The following is a 21,917-nucleotide window of genomic DNA, read 5'->3' as shown; positions in this document are numbered from 1 at the left end:
TACTAACTCCTTCTGGGCTTCGGTGACCTGAAGCAACCCGCTGTCGAAACCTACATAACTCATTGTTTACCAAGGAGTTTTCCGTTTCGACTGCGCCGGAAGTGGGGCGAATTATAGACTTCCAGAATCTGCCGTCAACCCTTAATTCAGCTTTTCTATCAATCCATCCCGACAATCACGGAATTCGTCTATATAGGAAGGAACCGTTAACTAATTGAGCAATATATTGCCCAACGCTCAACAGTTAAGCATCATAGCCACTCGGTTTCTTTCAATACGACCTCGGACGAATACCCTCAATGACCACTTCCCCGCGTAGCCTGGCTTCGACACTGTTTCCGGTCGGCCTGCTACTCATTGCCATGGCCTCTATTCAATCAGGCGCCTCACTCGCCAAAAGCATGTTCCCCATCGTGGGCGCCCAGGGCACCACCACCCTGCGCCTGATTTTCGCCAGTGTGATCATGCTGCTCCTTTTACGCCCATGGCGCGCCAAGCTGACAGCCAAGTCGTTGCAGACGGTGATCGTCTACGGGATGGCGCTGGGGGGAATGAACTTCCTCTTCTATATGTCGCTGCGCACCGTTCCGCTGGGAATTGCAGTAGCCCTCGAATTCACCGGCCCACTGGCAGTAGCCATCTACGCTTCGCGACGCGCCGTAGACTTTCTCTGGATAGCCTTGGCGATTGTCGGACTTCTGCTATTGATCCCAGTGGGCGAAGCCAGCAGCGGCATTGACCTCACAGGCGCCGCCTATGCACTCGGCGCAGGTGCGTGCTGGGCACTCTACATTCTGTTTGGCCAAAAGGCCGGCGCCGACAATGGCGTTCAGACTGCGGCCCTCGGCGTAATGATTGCAGCGTTGTTTGTTGCACCGATAGGTATCGTCCACGCGGGCGCCGCACTCCTCACACCCTCGCTGATCCCGATCGCCATTGGTGTCGCGGTTTTATCCACCGCCCTGCCCTACACCCTGGAGATGGTCGCCCTGACTCGCCTGCCAGCCCGCACGTTCGGAACCCTGATGAGTATCGAACCCGCGTTCGGCGCCCTGTCCGGGCTGTTTTTCCTTCAAGAGCACTTGTCCCTGGCGCAATGGCTGGCCATCACCTGCATTATCCTGGCCTCGGTGGGTGCAACCCTGACCATGCGTAACGAATCAAAACCACTCGTTCCAGCCGATTGATTCAGGATTTGACGTAGCTATGGCATTTGCCGCTCAATTAGGCCATGTTTAGGTCGTAACCCAGTGTCATTCATGGAGATTTTCGATAAGGACATCATGAACGCTACACTCGAGAGCGAGCAAAGCCAGCTTCGTGCACTTAAGCGAGGCGGCTATTAAGGATAGTAATGAAGCGAATTTTGATGCTGTTCATGATTGTGGCAATCGCAGGTTGTGCCGCGACCACCAAGACCGAAGTAAAACGGGGAAAGAAGGGCCTGCATATCAACTGCTCAGGCCTGTCCTCTTCCTGGGACCAGTGCTACGCCAGTGCAGCTAATTCGTGTGGCGCCAAAGGCTATAAAGTCATCGCCAAGTCGGGGGACAACGCCGAAGACCCAGGCGACTACCCGTTCGGTCTTAACCCCGCCGGCTACACAAGCCGAAGCATGATTGTCATCTGCAAGTAACTGTCGATGACCTCACAGCCTCGACAGCTGCTGGCTGAGCACCTCGTAGTTCGATGACAGGACCTGTGCCTGCACCTGCGGGTCGACCATCATCCGCGCCACCACCAGGGCGCCGATGCATTGCGACAGAATCGACCACGCCAGGGCCTCGCTGCCCAGTGTTGCTGCCCACCCCACCTGCAATCGGCAAATCCAGTCCTGCGCCTGTTGACGAACGGCCACATCAGATCGCGCAATCTCCGCCCCCAGGCTCGGCAACGCACATCCGGCTTCGGATTGCTCCACATGGGCCATGCTCAGGTAGAACTTCAAACAGCGATCCAGCCGCTCACGGCTTTGCACCCCGTCGCCATTCAATCGCTCAAGGCTGTGGCTCAATTCACGCTCGACAATCGAACTGAACAATTCATCCTTCGAAGCGAAGTGGCTATAAAACGCACCGCCACTCAAGCCAATGGCCTTCATCAAGCCATCCACCCCGACACTGGCAAAACCCTCTTTCTTCGCCAGTGCCGCACTGCTGTCCAGAAGCTTTTCCCTGGTTTGCTGCTTGTGACTAGCCGAATATCGCATCGCTTCCTCCACTGTGCTGTCAGCTTGACGCCTGCTGGATCGTAGCATAACGTTCGTTTGGCAAACGATCGTTTACTAAAGGATCTCCCATGACGAACAACAAGAAAATCGTACTGGTAGTGGGTGCCGGCGATGCCACAGGTGGTGCCATCGCCAAGCGTTTCGCCCGTGAGGGTTACGTCGCCTGCGTCACCCGGCGCAGCGCCGATAAACTGCAACCCTTGGTGGATAGCATCCACGCAGCAGGTGGCGAGGCGCATGGCTTTGCCTGCGATGCCCGCAAGGAAGAAGACGTTATCGCGCTGATCGAGCGGATTGAAACCGAGCAGGGCCCCATCGAAGCCTTCGTGTTCAACATCGGCGCCAATGTGCCGTGCAGCATCCTGGAAGAAACCGCCCGCAAGTACTTCAAGATTTGGGAGATGGCCTGTTTCTCAGGCTTCCTCAACGCGCGGGAAGTGGCCAAGCGCATGGTCACCCGTAACCGCGGCACCATCCTGTTTACCGGTGCCACGGCCGGGTTGCGTGGAGCCGCCGGCTTTGCCGCGTTCGCTGGAGCCAAACACGGGATCCGTGCACTGGCGCAAAGCATGGCTCGCGAACTGGGCCCACGGAATATCCACGTCGCCCACGTCGTCGTGGATGGCGCCATCGACACCGACTTCATCCGCGACAACTTCCCGCAAAAATACGCCCTCAAGGATCAGGACGGCATTCTCAATCCGGACCACATCGCCGATAACTATTGGTACCTGCACAGCCAGCCCCGGGACGCCTGGACCTTCGAGCTGGACCTGCGCCCCTGGAATGAACCCTGGTAAGCACGCCCCATAACAATAAACTGCGAGTATCCAGCATGAGTAAAACAGTAGAATTTTTCTTCGACCTCGGCAGCCCTGCCACCTATCTGGCCTATACCCAACTTCCAGGCCTGTGCGCTGCAACCGGCACCCAGCTGATTTACAAGCCAATGCTGCTGGGCGGGGTGTTCAAGGCCACCGGCAATGCATCACCGGCCACCGTTCCCGCCAAAGGCCGCTACATGTTCCAGGACCTGGCACGCTACGCCCAGCGCTACAACGTCCCGCTCAAGTTCAACCCGCACTTCCCCATCAATACATTGACGCTGATGCGCGCTGTCACCGGTGTCCAAATGCGCCAACCCGAGCGTTTTCAGGATTTCATCGATTGCCTGTTCCGTGCCCTTTGGGTAGAAGGCCGTCACCTGGGTGATCCTGCTGTGGTGGCTGCGGTGCTGGCTGAACACGGCTTTGATCCCGAAGCAGTCCTCGCGTTGACGAATGACGATGCCGTCAAGGCCACCCTCAAGGACAATACCGAGCACGCCATCCAGCGCGGCGTATTCGGGGCACCTACGATGTTCGTCGACGACCAGTTGTTTTTCGGCCAGGACCGCCTGGAGTTTGTCCGCGAAGCGCTGAGCTAGATTTCAATCACCAGACGCCCTTGAGCGCCGCCGGCGAGTAACTCGCAGGCGGCGTTTGCCGAGTGCAGGTCGAATTGACGCCCGTCGAGAATCGGCGTGAGCTTCCCGTCATCAATCAACTGCGCCGCCTCGGCAAGGATCTGCCCGTGGTGCTCCCGCCCCTTGCCCGTCAGCATCGGCAGCAGGGTAAACACCCCGGAGTAAGTCGCCCCGCGAAACGACAACGGCGCCAGGCTATGAGAACCCCAGCCAAGACAACTCAGCACATGCCCGTGATAAGTCCTGGCCGCCCGGAAGGATGCATCCAGCGTCGGCCCGCCCACCGTGTCATACACAATGTCAAAACCTTCGCCCGCCGTGTGCAAGGCTACATACTCCTCGACGGTGTGCTGTTGGTAGTCGATAAACGTAGCGCCCAGCCCCTCGATCAACGCCCGCTGCCTGGCTGAACCGGTCGCAAACACCTCGGCGCCAAATGCATTAGCCACTTGCACGGCGACATGTCCTACACCACCCGCACCGCCCTGAATCAGTACTTTATGCCCCGGGCCTACATGCGCACGGTCCACCAGCCCTTCCCATGCGGTGATCAGCACCAGCGGCAATGCCGCGGCTTCGCGCATGCTCAGGGTCACGGGTTTTCTCGCCAGCAAGCGCGCATCCACCACGGCAAACTCCGCCAACGAACCCTGGAGGCCGCCCACTCCCGTCGCCAGGGCGTACACCTCGTCGCCCGCCTTCCACTCGTTGATACCCGGGCCCACCGTCTCGATGATCCCCGCCAAGTCCAAGCCAATCACAGCCGGCAACGGCTGACGGGCATGGGCCGCCTCGCCTGCTCGAATTTTCCCATCCAACGGGTTGAGGCCACTGGCCTTGATCTTCACCAGCACCTCACCATCCCCAGGCGTCGGCCTTGGAATCGTTGCCAGCCGTAACGGCCCATTCGCCACATCCACCACCAGGGCGTGCATTTGAGTTGTATCAGTCATGGTCGCGATCTCGATTCATCAGGAAGTGATCACCATGATGTGCCCGGCCACTCATGCCGATAAGACGCCAAACGGCTATAGTGGCCATGCTCATTTGGCATGAATCGGTAGCCCCATGGATAAGCTCAACGCAATGGCCATTTTCGTTCGAGTGATCGAGCGCGGGAGTTTCTCTGCGGTTGCCCGGGAGATGCAGACCACTCAGCCCACTATCAGCAAAGTACTGCGTGCACTGGAGACAGAACTGGGCGGCAAGCTGATTTCCCGCAGCACCCGCAAACTCTCCCTGACAGACGAAGGCCAGCGCTACTACAGCCATTGCCGACAAATCCTCGCGGCGGTGGATGCTGCAGAACACAGCTTCCAGTCCGGCAAGGAGGCTGTCGCCGGTCCGTTACGCATTGGCTCGTCGGTGAGCTTCGGTCGCCTGCACATCGCCTCACGCCTGGCGGGATTTCTCGATCGATACCCACAGGTACAGGTTGACCTGCAACTGAGCGATCAAAATCAGGACCTGGTCAGCGAAGGCCTGGACGTTACCCTGCGCATCGGCGAGTTGCGCGACAGCGGCCTGATCGCCCGGCAGATCGGCACTACTCACCGGGTCACCCTCGCCAGTCCGGCCTATCTGGCCAAACACCCGGCGCCGCAAACACCGCAAGAGCTGGCCCGGCACAATTGCCTGCTGTTCAACCTGCTCAGCAGCCAGAACCAATGGGTCTACGAAAAGGACGGGACGCGGCACAGCGTCAAGATCAAGGGCAACGCCCAGAGCAATAACTCCGAGGCTATACGCGAGATGGTATTGGCGGGGCACGGCATTGCGCTGTCGCCCCTGTGGTTGTTCTTTGATGACCTGAAGGCCGGCCGGGTGGTCGCCTTGCTGCAGGACTACACCCCGCAGTCGCTGCCGATTCATGCCGTTTCGGCACCCAATCGCCGCCAGTCCGCCCGGGTCAAAGCGTTTATCGACTACATGGCCGATGCCCTGACCCAGGCGCCCGAACTGCAGCCCCTCAGATAGCGGCCGTACGCACCTGCAACCATTCCAGTGCCGCGCCACTGAGCAGCGGGCTCAGGCGATCAAGGACTTGCGCGTGGTAATCGTTGAACCACTGGCGTTCTTCCACCGTCAGCAACGACGGCTCCAGGCAACGGGTGTCGATCGGGCACAGCGTGAGTGTCTCGAACTTGAGGAACTCGCCAAACTCGGTCTTGCCCGCTTCACGGTTCAACACCAGGTTCTCGATGCGCACACCCCAGCGGCCCGGCCGGTAAGTGCCGGGCTCGATGGAGGTAATCATGCCTGCCTGCATTGCCGTTTGCGGTGCGGCGACGGCTTGATAGGCGATCACCTGCGGGCCTTCATGCACATTGAGGAAATAGCCGACGCCATGACCGGTACCGTGGCCGTAGTCCACACCCTCGGCCCAGATCGGCGCACGGGCGATGGAATCCAGCAGCGGCGAAAGAATGCCCTTGGGGAAATGCGCGCGAGACAAGGCAATCACACCTTTGAGCACCCGCGTGCAGTCGCGCTTCTGCTCTTCGCTTGGCGTCCCGATAGGCACCATCCGCGTGATATCGGTCGTGCCGCCCAGGTATTGGCCACCCGAGTCGATCAGCAGCAAGCCATCGCCCTCGATCAGCGCGTGTTCTTCCTCGGTCGCGTGATAGTGCGGCATCGCGCCGTTGGCGTTGAATGCGGCAATCGTATTGAAGCTCAGCGACACATAACCCGGACGACGGGTACGCGCTGCCGTCAGGTGCTCATCAATGGTCAGTTCGGTGATGCGCTCACGGCCCAACGCGCTGTCGAGCCAGGCGAAGAATTCACACAGGGCCGCGCCGTCCTGCTCCATGGCCTGGCGAATGTGCTCGGCGTCCGCCAGGCTCTTGCGCGATTTGGCCAAGGTGGTCGGGTTAAGCCCCTCGATCAGCGTGACGCCACTGCCCAGGTTTTCCAGCAAGCCGGCGGTCACCCGGGCCGGGTCGACCTGCACACTCGCGCCCGAAGGAATGTCCTTCAACGCCGCTGCGACTTCGCTGTAATCGCGCAGGGTCACGCCATCCTGTTCCAGCACCGCGCGAAGCTCGGCGTCGACTTTGCTCAGGGCCACAAACAGCGTCGCCTGCTGCTGGCCGATCAAGGCAAACGAGACAAACACCGGGTTGAACGAAACGTCGCCACCCCGCAGGTTAAAGAGCCAGGCAATGTCATCCAGGGTCGCGATGAAATGCCAGTCGGCCCCCTTTTCCGTCAAGCTGGCACGCAGGGCTGCGAGCTTCTCGCCACGGCTGACGGTGGCCTGGGGTGGCAGATGTTGATAGATCGGTTGGTTCGGCAAGGTTGGACGGTCTTGCCAGACTTCATTCAACAAGTCGATATCCGTGCGCAAGCGTGCACCACGTGCCTCCAGCTTGCTGCCCAGGGTGCGCGCCGAGGCCACGGCCATGACCGCACCATCAACGGCCACCACGCCGCCTTCCGGCGTCTGCTCCGCGAGCCATTCCAGCGGCCCGGGCTGGCCGGGTTGCAGCTTGACCAACTCGATGCCACTGCCCTTGAGCTCCTTGGTCGCCTGTTCCCAATAGCGGCTGTCTGCCCATACACCGGCAAAATCCGCAGTAACAATCAGCGTGCCCACCGACCCATGGAAACCCGACAACCACTGACGGCCCTGCCAGTAACCCGGCAGGTATTCGGACAAGTGCGGGTCCGCCGACGGCACCAACAGGGCATGAATGCCCTCGCGGCTCATCAGTTCGCGGGTGTGCGCCAGGCGCTGGGGAACCGTTCCATGGGTCAAAGGCTGTGTGCTCATCGTGTCTCCTGCTAACCACTAATAATTGTTATGGGGTCAAACGGCCCAGAAAGCCGGTGCGCTGGCCAGTGCGGCCTTGATCAGCTGTACCGCCTGATCGATATCCTGCTCGGTGGTAAACCGCCCGAGGCTCAAGCGAATGGTGCGACCTGCGCTGCGGGCATCATGGCCCAGCGCCAGAAGCACATGGGACGGTGCATTGCTCGCCGAATTGCAGGCCGAAGTGGCCGAGAAGGCAATGCCCGCGCTCAAGGCGGCGGAATTGAACTCGCCTTCGCTGAACGTCAGGCTCAGGGTGTGGGGAATGCGTTGGGTAAGGCTGCCATTGAGGCGCACCCCGGCAATTGTATTCAGCTGTTCCAGCAGGCGCTCGCGCAAGGCAACGATGGTCGCCTTTTCTTCAGCAAAGGACGCTGCCGCCAGGGCAAACGCGGTGCCCATGCCGGCAATCTGGTGAGTTGCCAGGGTGCCCGAACGCAAACCACCTTCATGGCCACCGCCGTGAATCTGCGCCAGCACTTTCTGCTGCGCACGTGGGCCGACGTACAACGCGCCGATACCCTTGGGACCATAGAGTTTGTGTGCGGAAAATGACATGAGGTCCACTGGCCATTCGGCCAGGTCAATCTCGACCTTGCCTGCGCCCTGCGCCGCATCCACGTGAAACAGCGCGCCATGCTCGCGCACGCGTGCGCCAATCGCCCGGATATCGTTAAGAGTGCCCAGCTCGTTGTTCACCAGCATCAGCGACACCAGGAAGGTGTCCTCACGCAATGCTTCGCTCACCGCCTCGACACTGATCAAACCCTCGGCGTCCGGCACCAGGTACGTCACGGCAACCCCGGCTTCCTGCAACTGGCGAGCGGTGTCGAGCGTGGCCTTGTGTTCAATCTGGCTGGTGATGATGTGCCCGCCGGCCACGCCGCGCGCCTGGGCAACGCCCTTGATGGCGAGGTTGTTGGACTCGGTGGCACCGGAGGTCCAGACAATCTGTGCCGGCTCGGCGCCGACCAACTCAGCCACCTGGCCCCGTGCCTGCTCAACCGTTTGCCGGGCCTGTTGGCCGAACGCGTGGGAACTGGACGCAGGGTTGCCGAAGTTGGCATTGAAGCCCAGACACTCAACCATCACCTGGATGACCCGCTCATCCACCGGCGTGGTGGCGGCGTAGTCGAAATACAGCGGACGTTTATTCATGACGTTAAAGACTCGCAGAGCAGGTTCCCGAGAACAACGTCTCAGGGGCCGCAATCAGGAAGGAAGATGGTTTACCTGATCCCGTGCCGTTAAAGAAAGACCACTTTATTTAAAAGTGCGTAGGAACGCTCCTGAAATTCAGCTTAACAGGCTCCGGGAAACGGATGGCAAACAAAAAGCCCGAGGTTCCTGTAGGAAACCTCGGGCTCTTCAGACCTCGCCACTGACTCAACTGGGGCGACCGTGCAGCGTCATGCTGCGCTCGGCATTCATCTCACCCCGACGGTCGAAACCGAAGGTGTTCCGTGGCTGGCCGGTCAGTTCGGCTTTCTTCTGTTGGTATTCATCAAATGACAGGCCTCGACGGCTCAGGGCTTCAAGCGCCAGTTCCTTGCTCTCCTCGGCCGAATAGCCACGCAGTTCGGGCGACGAATGCGTCGCACAACCGGCAAGGACTGAGGTGACAAGCAATACGGAAATGGCGAGAAAACGGTTCATGGCGAAGGTCCTGCGAAACGGGCTGAAGTCAATGAGTACAGGCTACTCCCGCCCCTGCACGGTGAAAAATCATCAGCCGTGATAGTCGCTATCAACCTTTGCGACACTTCTGATAGTCGCGCCTTATATTCCATGTAGGTCTATAAATATGGAAATACGTTCATTTACGGAATAAACACAACCCTCTATAAATGGCCTCAACACTCACGCCACTGTTCGCCTGGCAACTGTTGCCCAGGCAACAGTCATTCAACAAAACACCAGGCAGACAACACCACCATTTTCCAACACCTGGCACAGAGGCCACGCCAGTCAAGGGCTGCACAGCTTGGTACAGCTCTTGCTCAAGCCCTGCTACCGCTCTTGCCCTGAGCCACTGTTGAAAAAGGAACTGTTGATGACCCGTCCACTGAATGTCGTTGCCCTCTCCGGCGGAACCTGGCGTCCGTCCCGCACCCTGGTGTTGACCCAGGCGGTGCTGGCCGAACTGGCCGATCAATTGCCGATCCAGGCCACCCTGATCGAACTGGGCGACATTGCCCGGCCGCTGGGCGGCGCACTGTCGCGCCAGGAATTGCCTGCCGACGTCGAAGCGCAACTGCAGGCCATCGAACAGGCCGACTTGCTGATCGTTGCCGCGCCGGTGTATCGCGGCTCCTACCCCGGCCTGCTCAAGCACCTGTTCGACCTGGTCGACCTCAACGCCCTGATCAACACCCCGGTGTTGCTGGCGGCCACCGGCGGCAGCGAACGCCACGCCCTGGTACTCGATCACCAGTTGCGCCCGCTGTTCAGTTTCTTCCAGGCCCTGACCTTGCCCATTGGCGTGTACGCCACCGAGGCCGATTTCACCGATTACCACATAACCAGTGAGCCCTTGAAGGCCCGCATTCGCCTTGCTGCAGAACGCGCCGCGCCGTTGTTTGCCGCGCATCCCACCTCTCTGCTGAAAATCGCTTAAGGATTCGTCATGGATGTTTTCTGGTTTCTGCCTACACACGGTGACGGCCACTACCTGGGCACCACCCAGGGTGCTCGCCCGGTCACCCTCAACTATTTGAAACAAGTCGCCCAGGCCGCCGACAACCTCGGCTACCACGGCGTGCTGATCCCCACCGGCCGCTCCTGCGAAGACTCCTGGGTGATTGCCTCGGCGCTGGTGCCGTTGACCGAACGCCTGCGTTACCTGGTGGCGATTCGCCCGGGGATCATCTCGCCAACCGTCTCCGCACGCATGGCCGCCACCCTCGACCGGCTGTCCAATGGCCGCCTGTTGATCAACGTGGTGACCGGCGGCGACCCCGACGAAAACCGCGGCGACGGCAGCTTCCTCGATCACAGCGAACGCTACGAAGTGACCGACGAATTCCTCAAGATCTGGCGCCGCGTGCTGCAAGGCGAATCGGTGGATTTCGAAGGCAAACACCTGCGCGTGCAGAACGCCAAGGCACTTTACCCACCGGTGCAGAAGCCATATCCACCGCTGTACTTCGGCGGTTCCTCGGACGCTGCCCACGACCTCGCCGCCGAACAAGTCGACGTGTACCTGACCTGGGGCGAACCACCGGCCGCCGTCGCCGAGAAACTCGCCGACGTGCGTGAGCGCGCCGCCCGCCACGGGCGCACCGTCAAATTCGGGATTCGCCTGCATGTGATCGTGCGCGAAACCGAAGAAGACGCCTGGAAAGCCGCAGCGAAACTGATCGAGCACATCAGCGACGAAACCATCGCCGCCGCGCAAAAATCCTTCTCGCGCTTTGACTCCGAAGGCCAGCGGCGCATGGCCGCCCTGCACGACGGGCGCCGCGACAACCTGGAAATCGCCCCCAACCTGTGGGCCGGCGTCGGCCTGGTACGTGGCGGCGCGGGCACGGCCCTGGTGGGCAACCCTCAGCAAGTCGCCGAGCGCATCAAGGAATACGCGGACCTGGGCATCGAAAGCTTCATCTTCTCCGGCTACCCGCACCTGGAAGAGGCGTATCGCTTTGCCGAACTGGTGTTCCCGCTGCTGCCGGAACCCTACGCCAGCCTGGCCGGGCGCGGCGTCACCAACCTCACCGGACCGTTCGGCGAAATGATTGCCAACGACGTCCTGCCGGCAAAAGCCAAGGCCTGACCTGCCGTCTGCCGGGGCACGCCCCGGCACACCATGAGGAATACCGCGTGACAGCCAAACCCAACAGCGTCCTGCCCTCACCCTTGCAGACCGCCAAACTGCTGGCCGCCGAATTTGCCCTCACTGCCGTCGAACGCGACGAGCGCGGCGGCACACCGAAGACCGAACGTGACGCCCTGCGCCAAAGCGGCTTGCTGGCCCTGAGCATTCCCACCCAGTACGGCGGCCTCGGCGCCCGCTGGAGCGAAACCCTGGAGATCGTGCGCGAATTCGCCAAGGTCGACAGCTCCATCGCCCACGTCTTCGGTTTTCATCACCTGATGCTCGCCACCGTTCGCCTGTTCTCACGCCCGGAGCAATGGCAACCCTGGTTCGAACAAACCGCGCGCAAGAACTGGTTCTGGGGCAACGCCCTCAACCCGCTGGACACGCGCACGGTGGTCAAAGCCTACAACGGCTGGCGCGAATTCTCCGGCAAGAAGAGCTTTTGCTCCGGAGCCAGCGACTCGGAAATGCTGATCGCCTCGGCGGTGGATGAAAGCGCCGGCGGCAAGCTGCTGATCGCGGCCATCCCCAGCGGGCGCAGTGGCATCACCCTGCACAATGACTGGAACAACATCGGCCAGCGCCAGACCGACAGCGGCAGCGCCAGCTTCGAACGGGTACGCGTGGAAGAGTCGGAATTGCTCCTTGATCCCGGCCCGCTGAGTACGCCCTTCGCCTGCCTGCGCCCGCTGATCGCTCAACTGACCTTCACCCATATGTTCCTCGGCATCGCCGAAGGCGCGTTTGCCGAAGCCCGGAATTACACCCTGACCGAAACCCGGCCCTGGCATAAATCCACGGTGCAGGACATTCGCCAGGACCCGTACGTGCTCAACCACTACGGCGAATTCTGGGTCGCGCTGGAAGGCGTGCGCCTGCTGGTGGAACGCGCCGCCGAACTGCTGGACCAGGCCTGGGCCAAGGGTCCGAGCCTCAGTGAAAGCGAGCGCGGCGAGCTGGCCATCGCCATCGCCACGGCCAAGGTCGCCGCCACCCGCAACGGCCTGGAACTGTGCAGCCGCCTGTTCGAAGTCACCGGCGCGCGCTCCACCCACGCCTCGCTGCGCCTGGACCGGCACTGGCGCAACCTGCGCACGCAAACCTTGCACGACCCGGTGGACTACAAGCTCCACGAACTGGGGGACTGGGCGTTGAACCAGTCCCTGCCGATTCCCACGTTCTACTCCTAGAAGAGGTGCCCATGCAGCTTTTAACCTTACCGCCCTCGCCCGCTCTTGCGACCTCGATCCGCGCCACGGCCCAGGTCTTCGAAGACCCCAAATCCCAGGCGCTGCTGGCGCACATCCAGCAAGTCGCGCCCAGCGAAGCCAGCGTGTTGATCATCGGCGAAACCGGCACCGGTAAAGAGCTGGTGGCGCGCCATATCCACAACCTCAGCGCCCGGCGCAACCGGCCCTTCGTGGCCGTGAACTGCGGCGCGTTTTCCGAATCCCTGGTGGAAGCCGAGCTGTTCGGCCATGAAAAAGGCGCCTTCACCGGCGCCCTCAGTGCCAAGGCCGGCTGGTTCGAAGAGGCGGACGGCGGCACCTTGTTCCTCGATGAAATCGGTGACTTGCCGATGGCGATCCAGGTCAAGCTGCTACGGGTACTGCAGGAACGCGAAGTGGTGCGCCTGGGCTCACGCAAAAGCATTCCCATCGACGTGCGGGTATTGGCGGCCACCAACGTTCAGTTGGAGAAAGCCATCAATGCCGGGCATTTCCGCGAAGACCTGTACTACCGCCTAGACGTGGTCAGCCTAGAACTCAGCCCCCTGCGGGATCGGCCCGGTGACATCCTGCCACTGACCCGGCATTTCATCGAAGCCTACAGCCAGCGCCTGGGTTACGGCCCGATCACCATCAGCCGCGAGGCCGAGCAAAAGCTCAAAAGCTACAGCTGGCCGGGCAACATCCGCGAGCTGGAAAACGTGATCCACCACACCCTGCTGATCTGCCGCAACGGGGTGATCGAGCGCGACGACCTGCGCCTGTCGAACATGCGCATCGAGCGTCAGGACGACAGCCAGCACGGCACCGACAACAGCGCCGAAGCCCTGCTGGAACGCGCCTTTCAAAAGCTCTTCGAGGAACAGGCCGGGGCCCTGCATGAAAAGGTCGAGGATGCGCTGCTGCGCGCCGCCTACCGCTTCAGCCATTACAACCAGGTGCACACCGCCAACCTGCTGGGCCTGAGCCGCAACGTGACCCGTACCCGTTTGATCAAGATCGGCGAGCTGGCGGTGAACAAGCGACGCCCCGGCGAAAACGTACAGGGCGAGCGCATGCTGCACCTGTCAATTTAGGCGGCAGTGCAGAGCGTTGTCATGGTTGCGCTCGATGCTGCGCAGCACCTGGAACGAACCGAAGGTCACAGCCGTGGCCTGGTGGGCGCGTATCAGCGTCCAGAAATCTTCCTCACCGTGCTCAAAACACTTGAAGGCCGCTTCCCCCTCCTCGCGGGAGCGCCATTGCAGGTAGCTGAGCACCCGGCGTCCATCATCGCTGACCTGCACGCTGGCATTGATAAAGCCACCATGGCCTTGGGCCAGGCGCTCGCTTTGCGATGACAGGGCCGCTACCAACGCGGATTGCTGCTGAGGCTCGATGTGAAATTCGACCATCTGGGTAAAACTCAGACTCTTCTCTAATACCTGCATGAACATTCCCCCCTCACTGTAGGCACAATCTTGCGATTCGATGCCACGCAGGGTAAAACCTCTAGTTAAGTCAAGGTCAAGGGCTTTTTCATGGTCACCAAAGAACTCACCGTCGGCCAATTGGCAGCCCGCAGTGGCGTGGCGGTTACCGCGCTGCACTTTTATGAAACCAAGGGATTGATCAAGAGCCACCGCAACGCCGGCAACCAGCGGCGCTATCCGCGGGATGTGCTGCGCCGGGTGGTGGTGATCAAGATTGCCCAGCGTTTGGGCATTCCCCTGGCGACGATCCATGACGCGCTGCAAACCTTGCCCGATGGCCGCACGCCCAACGCTGCCGATTGGGAGCGCCTGTCTGCGCTATGGCGTGAGGACCTGGACCAGCGCATCGAAAAACTGATGTTGCTGCGGGATAAACTCAACGGCTGTATTGGCTGCGGGTGCCTGTCGCTGGAGGCGTGCCCGCTGCGCAATCACGACGACGTACTGGGTGAGCGCGGGCCTGGGGCACAACTCTTGGAGCCGTCCACATAATGGCGGGGTAAAACTCGATCAATGTGGGAGCGGGCTTGCTCGCGAAAGCGGGGTGTCAGTCGCCAGATGCAGTGGCTGATCCACCGCCCTCGCGAGCAAGCCCGCTCCCACACAAGCCCGCTCCCACATTTTGATCGCCGTCAGACTTAGAATCCCGGGGCAATCTGGCCTTTATAGCGGGTCAGGATGAACTGGCGCACTTCATCGGAGTTCAACGCCTTGGCCAGTTTCTGGATGCCAGGGTCATTGATGTTGTCCGGGCGCGCGACCAGGTACTCCACGTACAGGCTCTTGCCCTTCTCGACGATCAACGCGCTGTTGGTGTCGATCCCTGCTTCCAGGGCGTAGTTGGCAAACACGAACGCCAGGTCCACCTGGCTCACCGAGCGGGCCAGCAACGCACCTTCCAGTTCACGAATTTTCAGGTGCTTGGGGTTTTCAACGATATCCCGCGGCGTGGCCAGGGTGTTGCTCGGGTCCTTGAGCTTGATCAGGCCGGCTTCGTCCAGCAGCACCAAGGCGCGGCCAGTGTTGACCGGGTCGTTGGGGATCGACACTGTCGCGCCGTCTTTCAACTCCGAGATATTTTTGATCTTGGTCGAGTACGCGCCGAAAGGCTCGATGTGCACACCGACCACCGGCACCAGGTTGGTATTCCGGGTCTTGTTGTAGTCATCCAGGAATGGCCGGTACTGGTAGTAGTTGGCGTCGATGTTCTTCAGCGCCAGTTGCTGGTTGGGCTGGATGAAATCGGTGAAGACCTTGATTTGCAGGTCCACGCCTTCCTTGGCCAGCACCGGCTTTACGAACTCGAGGATCTCGGCGTGAGGCACGGGCGTGGCGCCGACGACCAGCGTCTCGTTGGCAAAGGCATTGAAGGAAAAGACAGCGGCCAAGATGGCCAGGGATTTTTTCATGGTTGCTCCGAAGGCATTAGTTATAGGAATCAACGGCGGCTGTAACGCGCCACCAAACGGTCACCGGTCATCTGCAGGGCCTGCACCAGCACCAACAGCAGCAACACGGTGACCACCATCACGTCGGTCTGGAAACGCTGATAGCCGTAGCGGATAGCCAGGTCGCCCAGGCCACCGCCACCGATCACCCCGGCCATGGCGGTGTAGTCCACCAGCACAATCGCGGTGACAGTGACCGCTGCCAGCAGCCCGCCCCGGGCTTCCGGCAACAACGTGTGGCGGATCACCTGCCAGGTGCTGGCGCCCATGGATTGGGTGGCCTCCACCACGCCACGGTCGACTTCGCGCAAGGCGGTTTCCACCAGCCGCGCAAAGAACGGCGTACAGCCCACCACCAACGGCGGAATGGTGCCGGCCACGCCCAGGGAGGTGCCCACCAGCAAGGTGGTCACCGGGATCAGCACAATCAGCAGGATGATGAACGGCAGCGAGCGCAGCACGTTGACCACCACCGACAGCGCCCGATACACCACTAGGGTTTCGTGCAACTGGCGCTTGCCGGTGAGGAACAACAGCACCCCCAGCGGCAACCCCAGCAGCACGGTAAAACCCAGGGCCGCGCTGAGCATGCTCAGGGTTTCCAGGCAGGCTTGGCCGATGTCGGCCCAATAGATGTTTTTAAACAGCTCGGCCATGGGTCAAGACCAATCGTGACGCGGGGGCTTGGCGCCGTTGAGCAGCCAGTTGCCCACCACGTGATACTTCCAGCGCACCGGGTCATGCAGGGTATGCACCCGTGCGTTGCGCCAGTGACGGTCGAAGTTGTGCTTCTTCAGGGTGGAACGGGTGCCGCCGAGTTCGAAGAGCTTGTTGCTGGCTTCAATGGCGATTTCAGTGGTCAGTACCTTGGCTCGCGCGACAGCCAGGGAGGCGTGGGCAACGTTGTCTTCATCGGGTGCCGGGCGCGCGGCGTCCAGGGCCTTGCCGGCCCGCTCCAGCAAGGCTTCCGCCGCTTCCAGGCGAATATCCAGCGCGCCGACCTGAATGATAGTCAACGGGTCTTCACTGGCTTTTTCCACCCCGGCATCGATCCATGGACGGGCGAATTGCCGGACGAACTGCACCGTGTCACGCAACGCGGCACGGGCGATGCCGGCATCGATGGCGGCGGTGGTCAATTGAGCGAAAGGCCCGGCCAGGGTCGGCGAATCGTAGGAACGATGGGTAGGAAACAGATTGAACGCCGGCACCTTCAAGCCTTCGGCCAGCACCGTGCCGCTGGAGGTGGTGCGTTGGCCCATGCTGTCCCAGTCGTCGACCACCACCAGGCCTGCGGTGCCGCGCGGCACGAACGCCAATTGCGCATTCTGCTGTTCATCCAGCGCCAGCACCGCCAGCCAGTGGGCATACAGCGAACCGGTGCAATAACCCTTGCGACCGTTGATCACATAGCCATCGCCTTGCCGGCGAATGGTCGCCTGGATGTCCTGGACGTTCTTGCCGCCGGTTTCCGACAGCGCATTGGCAAACCGATGCCCTTCCAGCGCCAGGCCAAAAAAGTACGCCTGCTGCTCGGGCGTGCCTTGCAGGCGGATATCTTCAAGCAGGCAGTAATGGTTCTGCGGGATTTGCCCCAGCGAAGGGTCGGCCGCCGAGATAATCGCAATCACCTGGGCCAACACCGCGTATGACACCTGGGCACCACCAAACTCGCGGGGCACGCTGATGCCCCACAGACCGCTGTTGGAATACAGGTCGACGACCTCCGCAGGCACCTGGCGGGTGCGATCGCGCTCGGCGTCCTGTTCCAGCAACACGGCAGCGACTCGGCGGGCAACGGCCAGTGCGTGGGCCTCGTCGCGGATCAACTCGGCGTGGGGCGTGTGAATCGGGTAATCGGCAGATACAGGCAGTACAGACATACAACGCTCTCGGGCGAATGGTTTGCCAGAGGCATTGCAGCTTCTGTGCCTGAGGCGCCTGGCCTTCAAACACAAGGGTTTGCTCCCGATATACGCGCGGCAAACCGCCCTTGGCGCAGCAAACTGCCGGTTTGCTGTTGCCTGGGCAACACCTCGTCGGCTGCCCGCAAGCCACGGCGCACGTGGCCTATAGTGAAAAAGCCGTCCCTCCACTACCACCATCAAGGAGAACGATATGAGCGTTAAACCCATTCCCGAGGGCTACCACAGCATCACGCCGTACCTGGGCATCGACAAAGCCGCTGAAGCCATCGAGTTCTACAAACGAGCCTTTGGTGCCACCGAAGTCATGCGCCTGGACATGCCCGACGGCAAGATCGGCCATGCCGAACTGCGCATTGGCGATTCGGCGATCATGATGGCCTCGCCCTGTGGCGAAATGTCGTTCGGCAGTCCGGGAAAAGAACACCCCAGCGTGTGCCTGCATCTCTATGTGCAAGATGTCGACCAACAGTTCGCCCAGGCCATCAAGGCCGGCGGCACGGCGATTTCAGAACCCAAGGATCAGTTTTACGGTGACCGTTCCGGGACGCTGAAAGACCCCTTCGGGCATGTGTGGTTCCTGGCCACGCGCAAGGAGGACTTGACCGAGGCGCAGGTTCGCCAGCGGGCCGAGGCGTTGTTCAAGCAAGGATGAAGTCGCCTGGGCGACGCAACCCAACGGTAGGAACTGGCTCGCCTGCGATGGCATCACCTCGGTGCGACTGATACACCGAGTTGCCTGCATCGCAGGCAAGCCAGCTCCCACCGTTGACCTGCACTGCCTGAAAGATCGGGCTTCAACACACTTCATGAACAACCCCTCCACGCTTTCCCCCTTGCCCCGGGCGCCGTGTGATTTCAGGATGCAAGCAATCATCACAAGGAGTCATTCCATGTTCGCCGGATTCCAAAAAGACCAGCGCCACGTCAACGGTGTGGACATCAGCTACCGCAAAGGCGGCGCGGGTCCCGGCCTGCTCCTGCTGCACGGGCACCCGCAGACCCACGTCATCTGGCACAAGGTCGCCGAGCAACTGGCCGAACACTTCACCGTGGTCGCCGCCGACCTGCGCGGTTATGGCGACAGCAGCAAGCCCGCCGCCATTGACCATCACACCAATTATTCAAAACGCGAAATGGCCCGCGACGGCGTCGAGCTGATGAAGGCGCTGGGCTTCGACAAGTTCTCGGTGCTGGCCCACGACCGTGGCGCCCGCGTCGCCCATCGCCTGGCTCTGGACCACCCCAAGGCCGTGCAGCGCATGGTGCTGCTGGACATCGCACCAACCCTGTCCATGTACGCCCAGACCGACGAAGCCTTTGCCCGCGCCTACTGGCACTGGTTCTTCCTGATCCGCCCGGCGCCGTTGCCCGAGAGCCTGATTGAAGGCAACCCGGAACTCTACCTGCGCAGCGTCATGGGCAGCCGCAGTGCCGGGCTCAAGCCGTTCACCGATGAAGCCTTCGCCGAATACCTGCGTTGCCTGAAACTGCCCGGCACCGCCACCGGGATCTGCGAGGACTATCGCGCCGCCGCTGGCATCGACCTTGAGCACGACCGCGCCGATATCGACAAGGGCAACCACCTGGAGTTGCCGCTGCTGGTGATGTGGGGCGCCGAAGGCACCGTCGGGCGCTGCTTCGAACCCCTCAAGGAATGGCAGAAAGTCGCGACCGACGTACGTGGCAAGGCCCTGCCGGCCGGCCACTACATCGCAGAAGAAATCCCTGAAGTGCTGCTCGGCGAAGTCCTGACCTTCCTTCGCTGAGCCTTTATGAACCGCTGACCTGACCGATCCCGCCCCGCAGGCTTGAAACAGCCTGCGACGGGATCTGCTTGCCCAAAAAACGTCTCGAGATAATAAAAATGACAATCAGAAAACTGCTGGGAACCCTGTATGTGCAGGTGATCATCGCCATTGTGCTGGGCGTGTTGATCGGCAACCACTGGCCTCAGGTGGGCATCGACCTCAAGCCGTTGGGCGACGGGTTTATCAAGCTGATCAAGATGATCATCGGCCCGATCATCGGCCCGATCATCTTCTGCACCGTGGTCTCCGGCATCACCAGCATGCACGACGTGAAGCAGGTGGGCCGCGTCGGCGGCAAGGCGCTGCTGTACTTTGAGATTGTCTCCAGCATCGCCCTGGTAATCGGCATCCTCGCCGCGCACCTGCTGCACCCCGGCGTGGGTTTCAATATCGACGTGAAGACCCTCGACACCTCCGCCATCGCCGGTTTTGTCGGCCAGGCCGAACACGGCGAAGGCGTCACCGGGTTCCTGATGCATGTGATCCCCACTACCTTCTTCGACGCCTTCTCCAAAGGCGAAATCCTCCCGGTACTGTTTGTGTCGGTGCTGTTTGGCCTCGGGCTGGTGATGATCGGCGAGAAGGGCCGGCCCCTGGTCGGCGTGATCAACCAGGCCAGCGAAGTGTTCTTCCGCATCGTCGGGATGATCAGCCGCGTCGCGCCGATCGGGGCCTTCGGGGCCATCGCCTTCACCATCGGCAAATACGGCCTGGGCTCGCTGCTGCCGCTGTTGAAACTGGTGGGCACGTTCTACGTCACCGCGTTTTTCTTCGTCGCCGTGGTGCTGGGCAGCATCGCCCGGTATGTGGGGTTCAGCATCTTCAAGCTGCTGACGTACATCAAGGCTGAACTGTTGATCGTGCTGGGCACCAGCTCCTCCGAATCTGCGCTGCCGCAACTGATCCAGAAACTTGAAAGCCTTGGCGCGTCCAAAGGCGTGGTGGGGATCGTGGTGCCCACCGGCTACACCTTCAACCTGGACGGCACCAACATCTATATGACCCTGGCGGTGCTGTTCCTGGCCCAGGCGACCAATATCGACCTGACGCTGGAGCAACAACTGACCCTGCTGGCGGTGGCGATGCTTACCTCAAAAGGCGCCGGTGCGGTGGTGGGCGCAGGTTTTGTCGCGCTGGCCGCCAGCCTCGCGGTGGTGCCGACGGTGCCGGTGGCGGCGATGGTGCTGATCCTGGGTGTGGACCGGTTCATGGCTGAATGCCGCTCACTGACCAACATCATCGGCAATGCCGTGGCGGCGCTGGTGGTGGCGGCCTGGGAAGGTGAACTGGATCGCGAGAAAATGGCGCCCATCGCCCTCAAGCACGGCCGCCATGCACGGGCCGCAGCCCAGGCGAAGATCGCCGCCGAGTAACCCTTAAACACCAATCCCCTGTGGCGAGGGAGCTTGCTCCCGCTGGGCTGCGCAGCGGCCCCAAGATCTTTGGGAGCGCTACGCACTCCAGCGGGAGCAAGCTCCCTCGCCACAGCAAGCTCCCTTGCCACAGCAAGCGCCCTCACCACAGAAACTCCTTCGCCATACCGGTGCTATTCTGGCGGTTCATGCCGCCATGCCTGTTTCTGATGAACAACAAGAAAGATACCGTGCCCCTACCTGAAGACCTGCGGGTATTCCTGACCGTGATCCGCAAGGCCGGCTTTGCTGCGGCTGCCGACGAGCTGGGTTTGTCCCCGGCCTACGTCAGCAAGCGTATCCAGATTCTCGAAACCACCCTCGCCACCCGCCTGCTGCACCGCACCAGCCGCCGTATCGCCCTGACCGAAGACGGTGAGCGCGTGCAGCGCTGGGCCGTGCGGATTCTCGAAGACTTCCAGCAGTTGTCCGACGAGCTTTCCGACGCCCACGACAGCCCGCGCGGCCACCTGCATTTGTGCAGCAGCTTCGGGTTCGGCCGTAACCATGTGGCACCGGCCTTGTCGCTATTGGCCGAACAATACCCGGACCTGGAGATTCGCCTGGACCTGTTCGACCGGGTGGTCGATATCGTCAGCGAGGGTTTCGACCTGGAGATTCGCGTGGGCGACGACATCCCCGGGCAACACATCGGTCGCCGGCTGGTGAGTAACCGGCGGGTGCTGTGTGCGGCGCCCGCCTACCTCGAACGCCGTGGTGTGCCGCAGCACTTGAGCGACCTGGAACAGCACGACTGCCTGGTGCTCAAGGAGCGCGACAACGCGTTTGGCATCTGGCACCTGGAGCGCGATGGCGTGCAGGACAGCGTGCGCGTGCGCGGGCCGTTGTCGTCGAATAACGGCGAGATCGTTTTGCAATGGGCCCTGGACGGGCGCGGCGTGTTGCTGCGTTCGATGTGGGATGTGAAGCCGCTGCTGGAGCAAGGGAAACTGGTGCAGGTGCTGCACGACTACACCCAGAGCGCCAACGTGTGGGCGGTGTACCCGACGCGGCTGGCCTACTCCGGGAAGTTGCGGGCGTGTGTGGAGTTTTTGCAGGAGCACTTCAAGGGGTTGTCGATTTAGCGTGCCGGGTTTGAGTACATATCCGTTGCTGCGGTAACGGCCGCTGACGGTTCTGCTCTTACAGCGGCCTACCGGCCGGCTTGAGTGTTGTAGAGCAAAAAGCCAAATCAAAAGCGGGCACGGTCCAAATGTGGGAGCGGGCTTGCTCGCGAAGGTCGTTAACGATGACGCGGGCATTCTGGATGAACGCGGCGCTCTCAGGTTTT

Annotated in this window: 23 protein-coding genes; 14 read left to right on the top strand and 9 right to left on the bottom strand. The window is 61.3% G+C overall.

What is annotated here, in order from left to right; genetic code table 11:
* Positions 1 to 299 precede the first annotated feature (299 nt).
* Entirely contained in the window at positions 300 to 1,187 is an 888-nt protein-coding gene (gene rhtA, locus HX824_RS30165; RefSeq protein ID WP_003210146.1) for a threonine/homoserine exporter RhtA, read from the top strand.
* A gap of 167 nt (positions 1,188 to 1,354) precedes the next feature.
* Positions 1,355 to 1,636 carry a hypothetical protein gene (locus HX824_RS30160; RefSeq protein ID WP_003210144.1) on the top strand — a complete coding sequence of 94 codons (282 nt, stop codon included), beginning with the start codon at positions 1,355 to 1,357 and terminating at the stop codon, positions 1,634 to 1,636.
* A 12-nt stretch (positions 1,637 to 1,648) separates the two neighbouring features.
* Here HX824_RS30160 and HX824_RS30155 read toward each other — a convergent pair whose 3' ends face one another.
* Positions 1,649 to 2,209 (bottom strand): TetR/AcrR family transcriptional regulator, encoded by a 561-nt coding sequence (locus tag HX824_RS30155; protein WP_003210141.1) that lies wholly within the window; start codon positions 2,207 to 2,209, stop codon positions 1,649 to 1,651.
* A gap of 89 nt (positions 2,210 to 2,298) precedes the next feature.
* Here HX824_RS30155 and HX824_RS30150 point away from each other — a divergent pair, with 89 nt between their 5' ends.
* Positions 2,299 to 3,030, top strand: a complete 732-nt coding sequence (locus HX824_RS30150) for an SDR family oxidoreductase (RefSeq protein ID WP_102369597.1) — start codon at positions 2,299 to 2,301, stop codon at positions 3,028 to 3,030.
* Between the two features lie 35 nt (positions 3,031 to 3,065).
* Entirely contained in the window at positions 3,066 to 3,656 is a 591-nt protein-coding gene (locus tag HX824_RS30145; RefSeq protein ID WP_008430864.1) for a 2-hydroxychromene-2-carboxylate isomerase, read from the top strand.
* Here HX824_RS30145 and HX824_RS30140 read toward each other — a convergent pair.
* Entirely contained in the window at positions 3,653 to 4,648 is a 996-nt protein-coding gene (locus HX824_RS30140; protein ID WP_177055877.1) for a zinc-dependent alcohol dehydrogenase family protein, read from the bottom strand. The genes HX824_RS30145 and HX824_RS30140 overlap by 4 nt on opposite strands.
* Before the next feature lie 115 nt (positions 4,649 to 4,763).
* Between HX824_RS30140 and HX824_RS30135 the strand changes: the two genes are divergently transcribed.
* Entirely contained in the window at positions 4,764 to 5,672 is a 909-nt protein-coding gene (locus tag HX824_RS30135) for a LysR family transcriptional regulator (protein WP_008430860.1), read from the top strand.
* On the opposite strand, the gene HX824_RS30130 is transcribed toward HX824_RS30135, so the two are convergent.
* From HX824_RS30130 to HX824_RS30120, 3 genes are all read right to left on the bottom strand, one after another.
* Positions 5,665 to 7,473 (bottom strand): aminopeptidase P family protein, encoded by a 1,809-nt coding sequence (locus tag HX824_RS30130; protein ID WP_177055876.1) that lies wholly within the window; start codon positions 7,471 to 7,473, stop codon positions 5,665 to 5,667. The genes HX824_RS30135 and HX824_RS30130 overlap by 8 nt on opposite strands.
* A gap of 36 nt (positions 7,474 to 7,509) precedes the next feature.
* Positions 7,510 to 8,670, bottom strand: a complete 1,161-nt coding sequence (locus tag HX824_RS30125) for a cysteine desulfurase family protein (RefSeq protein WP_087695274.1) — start codon at positions 8,668 to 8,670, stop codon at positions 7,510 to 7,512.
* A gap of 228 nt (positions 8,671 to 8,898) precedes the next feature.
* A complete protein-coding gene (locus HX824_RS30120) occupies positions 8,899 to 9,168 on the bottom strand; it encodes a hypothetical protein (RefSeq protein ID WP_177055875.1) in 270 nt (89 codons plus the stop codon).
* Between the two features lie 397 nt (positions 9,169 to 9,565).
* Between HX824_RS30120 and msuE the strand changes: the two genes are divergently transcribed.
* Genes msuE through HX824_RS30100 form a run of 4 tightly spaced genes read left to right on the top strand, consistent with a single transcriptional unit; the run spans position 9,566 to position 13,634 of the window.
* A complete protein-coding gene (gene msuE, locus HX824_RS30115; RefSeq protein WP_003210131.1) occupies positions 9,566 to 10,129 on the top strand; it encodes an FMN reductase in 564 nt (187 codons plus the stop codon).
* A 9-nt stretch (positions 10,130 to 10,138) separates the two neighbouring features.
* Entirely contained in the window at positions 10,139 to 11,284 is a 1,146-nt protein-coding gene (gene ssuD, locus HX824_RS30110; protein WP_003210130.1) for an FMNH2-dependent alkanesulfonate monooxygenase, read from the top strand.
* Between the two features lie 47 nt (positions 11,285 to 11,331).
* Entirely contained in the window at positions 11,332 to 12,519 is a 1,188-nt protein-coding gene (locus tag HX824_RS30105) for an acyl-CoA dehydrogenase family protein (protein WP_003210129.1), read from the top strand.
* 11 nt (positions 12,520 to 12,530) lie between these two features.
* Positions 12,531 to 13,634, top strand: a complete 1,104-nt coding sequence (locus HX824_RS30100) for a sigma-54-dependent Fis family transcriptional regulator (RefSeq protein WP_003210127.1) — start codon at positions 12,531 to 12,533, stop codon at positions 13,632 to 13,634.
* Here the strand turns inward: HX824_RS30100 and HX824_RS30095 are convergent.
* Complete coding sequence (locus HX824_RS30095; RefSeq protein ID WP_177055874.1) at positions 13,626 to 13,988, bottom strand: antibiotic biosynthesis monooxygenase; 363 nt, start codon at positions 13,986 to 13,988, stop codon at positions 13,626 to 13,628. The genes HX824_RS30100 and HX824_RS30095 overlap by 9 nt on opposite strands.
* Before the next feature lie 90 nt (positions 13,989 to 14,078).
* Here HX824_RS30095 and soxR point away from each other — a divergent pair, with 90 nt between their 5' ends.
* On the top strand, positions 14,079 to 14,522 hold the full coding sequence (soxR, locus tag HX824_RS30090; protein WP_008430848.1) for a redox-sensitive transcriptional activator SoxR: 444 nt from the start codon (positions 14,079 to 14,081) through the stop codon (positions 14,520 to 14,522).
* A 146-nt stretch (positions 14,523 to 14,668) separates the two neighbouring features.
* Here the strand turns inward: soxR and HX824_RS30085 are convergent, their stop codons facing one another.
* The 3 genes from HX824_RS30085 to HX824_RS30075 are packed head-to-tail and all read right to left on the bottom strand — an operon-like array spanning position 14,669 to position 17,361.
* Entirely contained in the window at positions 14,669 to 15,439 is a 771-nt protein-coding gene (locus HX824_RS30085) for a MetQ/NlpA family ABC transporter substrate-binding protein (protein ID WP_087695270.1), read from the bottom strand.
* 29 nt (positions 15,440 to 15,468) lie between these two features.
* Positions 15,469 to 16,134 carry a methionine ABC transporter permease gene (locus tag HX824_RS30080; protein WP_003210118.1) on the bottom strand — a complete coding sequence of 222 codons (666 nt, stop codon included), beginning with the start codon at positions 16,132 to 16,134 and terminating at the stop codon, positions 15,469 to 15,471.
* Between the two features lie 3 nt (positions 16,135 to 16,137).
* The gene (locus tag HX824_RS30075; protein WP_177055873.1) at positions 16,138 to 17,361 is read right to left on the bottom strand and encodes an SfnB family sulfur acquisition oxidoreductase; all 1,224 of its coding nucleotides are present in this window, start codon (positions 17,359 to 17,361) and stop codon (positions 16,138 to 16,140) included.
* A 235-nt stretch (positions 17,362 to 17,596) separates the two neighbouring features.
* On the opposite strand from HX824_RS30075, the gene HX824_RS30070 reads away from it, so the two are divergent.
* The 4 genes from HX824_RS30070 (at position 17,597) to HX824_RS30055 (ending at position 21,711) form a co-directional block, all read left to right on the top strand.
* Positions 17,597 to 18,058, top strand: a complete 462-nt coding sequence (locus tag HX824_RS30070) for a VOC family protein (RefSeq protein ID WP_003210114.1) — start codon at positions 17,597 to 17,599, stop codon at positions 18,056 to 18,058.
* Positions 18,059 to 18,296: 238 nt separating this feature from the next.
* Positions 18,297 to 19,172 carry an alpha/beta fold hydrolase gene (locus HX824_RS30065; protein WP_003207296.1) on the top strand — a complete coding sequence of 292 codons (876 nt, stop codon included), beginning with the start codon at positions 18,297 to 18,299 and terminating at the stop codon, positions 19,170 to 19,172.
* Between the two features lie 98 nt (positions 19,173 to 19,270).
* Positions 19,271 to 20,587 carry a C4-dicarboxylate transporter DctA gene (gene dctA / locus HX824_RS30060; protein ID WP_177055872.1) on the top strand — a complete coding sequence of 439 codons (1,317 nt, stop codon included), beginning with the start codon at positions 19,271 to 19,273 and terminating at the stop codon, positions 20,585 to 20,587.
* A gap of 209 nt (positions 20,588 to 20,796) precedes the next feature.
* Positions 20,797 to 21,711: a LysR substrate-binding domain-containing protein gene (locus tag HX824_RS30055; RefSeq protein WP_173883068.1), complete on the top strand. Its 915-nt coding sequence runs from the start codon at positions 20,797 to 20,799 to the stop codon at positions 21,709 to 21,711.
* Positions 21,712 to 21,917: the final 206 nt, after the last annotated feature.

This window comes from Pseudomonas sp. D4002 (genome assembly GCF_013385665.1).
GTDB lineage: Bacteria > Pseudomonadota > Gammaproteobacteria > Pseudomonadales > Pseudomonadaceae > Aquipseudomonas.
Note: the sequence above shows the minus strand (reverse complement) of the source record. Positions and strands in the feature narration are given on the sequence as shown.

What these genes read in the sequence shown, in the direction of transcription:
- HX824_RS30160 (WP_003210144.1), top strand. Translation starts at nt 1,355, where the DNA reads ATGAAGCGAATTTTGATGCTGTTCATGATTGTGGCAATCGCAGGTTGT.
- HX824_RS30070 (WP_003210114.1), top strand. Translation starts at nt 17,597, where the DNA reads ATGAGCGTTAAACCCATTCCCGAGGGCTACCACAGCATCACGCCGTAC.
- HX824_RS30135 (WP_008430860.1), top strand. Translation starts at nt 4,764, where the DNA reads ATGGATAAGCTCAACGCAATGGCCATTTTCGTTCGAGTGATCGAGCGC.
- HX824_RS30075 (WP_177055873.1), bottom strand. Translation starts at nt 17,361, where the DNA reads ATGTCTGTACTGCCTGTATCTGCCGATTACCCGATTCACACGCCCCAC.
- msuE (WP_003210131.1), top strand. Translation starts at nt 9,566, where the DNA reads ATGACCCGTCCACTGAATGTCGTTGCCCTCTCCGGCGGAACCTGGCGT.
- HX824_RS30150 (WP_102369597.1), top strand. Translation starts at nt 2,299, where the DNA reads ATGACGAACAACAAGAAAATCGTACTGGTAGTGGGTGCCGGCGATGCC.
- HX824_RS30065 (WP_003207296.1), top strand. Translation starts at nt 18,297, where the DNA reads ATGTTCGCCGGATTCCAAAAAGACCAGCGCCACGTCAACGGTGTGGAC.
- HX824_RS30080 (WP_003210118.1), bottom strand. Translation starts at nt 16,134, where the DNA reads ATGGCCGAGCTGTTTAAAAACATCTATTGGGCCGACATCGGCCAAGCC.
- rhtA (WP_003210146.1), top strand. Translation starts at nt 300, where the DNA reads ATGACCACTTCCCCGCGTAGCCTGGCTTCGACACTGTTTCCGGTCGGC.
- soxR (WP_008430848.1), top strand. Translation starts at nt 14,079, where the DNA reads ATGGTCACCAAAGAACTCACCGTCGGCCAATTGGCAGCCCGCAGTGGC.
- HX824_RS30120 (WP_177055875.1), bottom strand. Translation starts at nt 9,168, where the DNA reads ATGAACCGTTTTCTCGCCATTTCCGTATTGCTTGTCACCTCAGTCCTT.
- ssuD (WP_003210130.1), top strand. Translation starts at nt 10,139, where the DNA reads ATGGATGTTTTCTGGTTTCTGCCTACACACGGTGACGGCCACTACCTG.
- dctA (WP_177055872.1), top strand. Translation starts at nt 19,271, where the DNA reads ATGACAATCAGAAAACTGCTGGGAACCCTGTATGTGCAGGTGATCATC.
- HX824_RS30100 (WP_003210127.1), top strand. Translation starts at nt 12,531, where the DNA reads ATGCAGCTTTTAACCTTACCGCCCTCGCCCGCTCTTGCGACCTCGATC.
- HX824_RS30125 (WP_087695274.1), bottom strand. Translation starts at nt 8,670, where the DNA reads ATGAATAAACGTCCGCTGTATTTCGACTACGCCGCCACCACGCCGGTG.
- HX824_RS30130 (WP_177055876.1), bottom strand. Translation starts at nt 7,473, where the DNA reads ATGAGCACACAGCCTTTGACCCATGGAACGGTTCCCCAGCGCCTGGCG.
- HX824_RS30140 (WP_177055877.1), bottom strand. Translation starts at nt 4,648, where the DNA reads ATGACTGATACAACTCAAATGCACGCCCTGGTGGTGGATGTGGCGAAT.
- HX824_RS30145 (WP_008430864.1), top strand. Translation starts at nt 3,066, where the DNA reads ATGAGTAAAACAGTAGAATTTTTCTTCGACCTCGGCAGCCCTGCCACC.
- HX824_RS30085 (WP_087695270.1), bottom strand. Translation starts at nt 15,439, where the DNA reads ATGAAAAAATCCCTGGCCATCTTGGCCGCTGTCTTTTCCTTCAATGCC.
- HX824_RS30055 (WP_173883068.1), top strand. Translation starts at nt 20,797, where the DNA reads ATGAACAACAAGAAAGATACCGTGCCCCTACCTGAAGACCTGCGGGTA.
- HX824_RS30095 (WP_177055874.1), bottom strand. Translation starts at nt 13,988, where the DNA reads ATGCAGGTATTAGAGAAGAGTCTGAGTTTTACCCAGATGGTCGAATTT.
- HX824_RS30155 (WP_003210141.1), bottom strand. Translation starts at nt 2,209, where the DNA reads ATGCGATATTCGGCTAGTCACAAGCAGCAAACCAGGGAAAAGCTTCTG.